Genomic DNA, 3,063 nt, shown 5'->3' with positions numbered 1-3,063 from the left:
CATTGGATTTTTGATTGAGAATCTGGGCTGTATCAAGGAATTTGTTAAAGTCTGAAAAGTAGGTCTGTACTGTTTTAGGATCATCCGTACCAAGATATTTTTTGGCAAAACTTCTGCGATAGAACATAGCGCCGGGGCAAGCCTGCCATGACAAGGCATATACCCTGCCTTTATAAGTGCCAACATCTACAGGATAGGCAAGAAGTTTGCTCTTGTTGGCTTCATAAATGTCAGTAATATCCAGAAGAAGACCGGATTCGACATATTTGCGTACAAATTCGGATTCCAGCGTAATAATATCAGGCGCTCTCGGATCACCGCTAGCCAAGATCGAGTCTAATCTGGTCTGAAATTGATCAGATGGGGTTTGGGAATAATTAATATTTACTTCGGGATGGCTTCGTTTGTAATAATTGTTGACCATCGCAGCCAATTCATCGGTGAATGACCAAACTCTAATCTGTCCATAAACGCACATGGGCAAAACGGTAAGAACAAGCATAAAATAGAAAATAACATTAATCTTTTTCATTTTCTTCTCCATTACTTTGAGATAATAATATAAAATTTAATTTTAATCAACTAAGCAATATTTGCTTTCAATAAATATATTCTGCTAAAGAAGCATTTCAGCTAGGCGGCTCTACCATTCGCCGATAAAAAGTATCTCCGGTTCAAGAGTAAAGCCTGTCTTTTCTTTAACTTTAACGGCTGTTTCATCTATAAGGGCGCGAATATCCGAAGCTGACGCGTTTCCCGTATTAATGACGATATTTCCGTGGAAGGGGGCTATTTGAGCGCCGCCTATTTGACGGTTTTTAAGGCCAAGCTCATCAATAATTTGCCCCGTAGGTTTTCCAAAATCACGGTTGTTTTTAAAGGCGGAACCGGCGCTTGGAAAAAGATAATGCCCCTTTTTTTCCCTGCCTTTCCTGTACTCCGCTGTTTTAATTAACAATTCTTCCTTATCGCCTTTTCTTAATTTAAATGACGCGCTTATTATGACGCAATCCATTTCTTGAAAAGGGCTTTTTTTATACGCGAAACCTTCTCCGTCTTTAACCTCTACCCTCTTTATTACATACGTACTTTCCGTTACGTGATCACAACTGATAATTTCCACCCAACTTAACACATCCGCTATTTCGCCGCCGTAACAGCGGGCGTTCATCCAAACAGCCCCGCCTACGGTGCCGGGCATTCCCGCAAGAAACTCAAGCCCGCATAGGCAGGCGGCGCAGGACGCATCAACTGCTTCGTCTATGCTTGTTCCGCTTTTAAAAACTATTTCGTTTTCTTTTTCGCATAACGAGTGTATTTTTTCGCCTTTCCACGCGCCCATGTCCAACACTATGCCGCGTATCCCTTTGTCGGAGACTACAATATTCGCGCCGCCGCCAAGAATAAACAGGGGGGTTTTTTCAGCACTGCAGCGGTTTAATATATTGACGCAAAAAGAAGCAAAGCCTTCGCCGCGAGGACGCAGCATGCAGTCGGCGGGACCTCCCACTTTAAAAGTGGTATGCTCCTTCATAGGTTCGTCATAGCGGACGTAAACTTCGCATGGGGTTTCTTCAAGACATTTATCAATTATTTCTTTAATTTTTTTTTTGCCCATAACTAATTGTTTGGAATTTCTATTCCAAGGCTTTCTGCGGTACGCCGCGCTTTTCTTGAAATGCTTTCATTCCTGTCTTTTGTAAGCGTTAAAATTTCTTCTTTTAGCCCGGTAAGTTTATTGTTATTCGCCATATCAAGAGCGTATAATTTTTCCATAATGCCGGCGGCCATAAAACGTCGGGCGACGCCTTCTATTTCAGATTTGTCATTCTCAACTGCCGCCTCTCCAACAACTTTTAAAAAACCGTTGTAAAGGTTTGTCTGATTTTTTCTCTTTGCTTCATCAAGTTCGACGATAAGTTTGCTGAAATTTTTTCCGCCCGTATTTTTCATAAGCATATCGGCGGCAAGGATGCGGACGCGGTCGGTGTTTTTCCGCTCAGAAAACAAGCCATCAAGAACCGTAATCGCCTCATTATTGGCGATTGCGCCAAGAGCGCGGATTGCCTCGTCTTTTACGTTGGGAACGTCATCACGCTCGGCGCGAAATTTTAAAAACGGAACGGCGGCGGCAAGTTTCCTGTCGCGGCTTGCCTGCGCCGCTGCGATTCTTGTGCGGTAATATGAGTCCCTGAAAGCGTCCAGTATCGCGTTTTCGGCGGCTGAACCTTGAAACGGGCCAAGAGCGGCAACCGCAGAGGAGCGCACGTTTTGATCATTCGCGTTAACGCAGCTTATTATAGCATCAAGGCCTTTTGGATCGCCTATTTTAGAAAGAGCGCCTAACGCCGCTATGCGCAGGGGAAAGCGCTCATCGGGATTTGTCGCTATCTCCGTAAGAAAATCAACGCCGGCTGACGAACCTGTCGCGCCTATGGCGTTTATTATTATGCTGCGGTTTTCATTACCGGGTTCGCGGTCGTTATAAAAATCAACTAAAAATTGCGCGGTCTCGTCCGCTAATTTTTTATCTCCCGAACTTGCGCCGCCAATGGCGCGAAAACCGGCGCTTAAAAAACGTTTTTCCTCGGTATCCAGAAGTTCTTTAATTACCGGAACTGCCTCGGCGGTCTTCATCTTGCCAAGGTAATCAAGCGCGGAAAGAACGGTTTCAGTAGCTTCGTCCTCACGTTGTTTTACCGCTTTTATCGCTCGCTCTTGAAGCCCGCTTTTTTCCCTGTCTCCGAAGAAGCCAAGAATACCCGTTAAAACTTTCGTGTTTTTGGAGGTTTGCGCAAGCGCGATTAATTCATCGTCAAAAAGATCAGTGTTCTCAGTTCTAATCGTCTGTATAAGGGCGGCTATTTCCGTTTCCGTTCCGTATTTAATTGTATCTTGCCTCGAAGCCTCTTGGGCGTGTATTGAGAAATTGATTAAAAAAATAAATACTAACAAAAAAAATCGTCTATTCATCAACATTTCCCTCAGTGTAATGCGATAAGAAATCTTTCTTATACTGTAAAAACCTTCCTTCTTTGATGGCGTTACGGCTGTTTGTAATAA

The 3,063-nt window shown here is 43.7% G+C and carries 3 protein-coding genes; all 3 read right to left on the bottom strand.

Annotated features, from left to right (window positions below):
* The coding region (locus ACYVRH_RS11465; protein WP_461257050.1) for an ABC transporter substrate-binding protein at nucleotides 1-532 on the bottom strand (532 nt) is incomplete at its 3' end.
* A 111-nt stretch (nucleotides 533-643) separates the two neighbouring features.
* Nucleotides 644-1,618 carry a UDP-N-acetylmuramate dehydrogenase gene (gene murB, locus ACYVRH_RS11460; RefSeq protein WP_461257049.1) on the bottom strand — a complete coding sequence of 325 codons (975 nt, stop codon included), beginning with the start codon at nucleotides 1,616-1,618 and terminating at the stop codon, nucleotides 644-646.
* Nucleotides 1,619-1,620: 2 nt separating this feature from the next.
* Entirely contained in the window at nucleotides 1,621-2,955 is a 1,335-nt protein-coding gene (locus ACYVRH_RS11455) for a HEAT repeat domain-containing protein (RefSeq protein ID WP_461257048.1), read from the bottom strand.
* Nucleotides 2,956-3,063 lie beyond the last annotated feature (108 nt).

Source organism: Treponema sp. R80B11-R83G3 (assembly GCF_054786115.1).
This window is presented reverse-complemented; position numbering and strand designations above follow the sequence as displayed.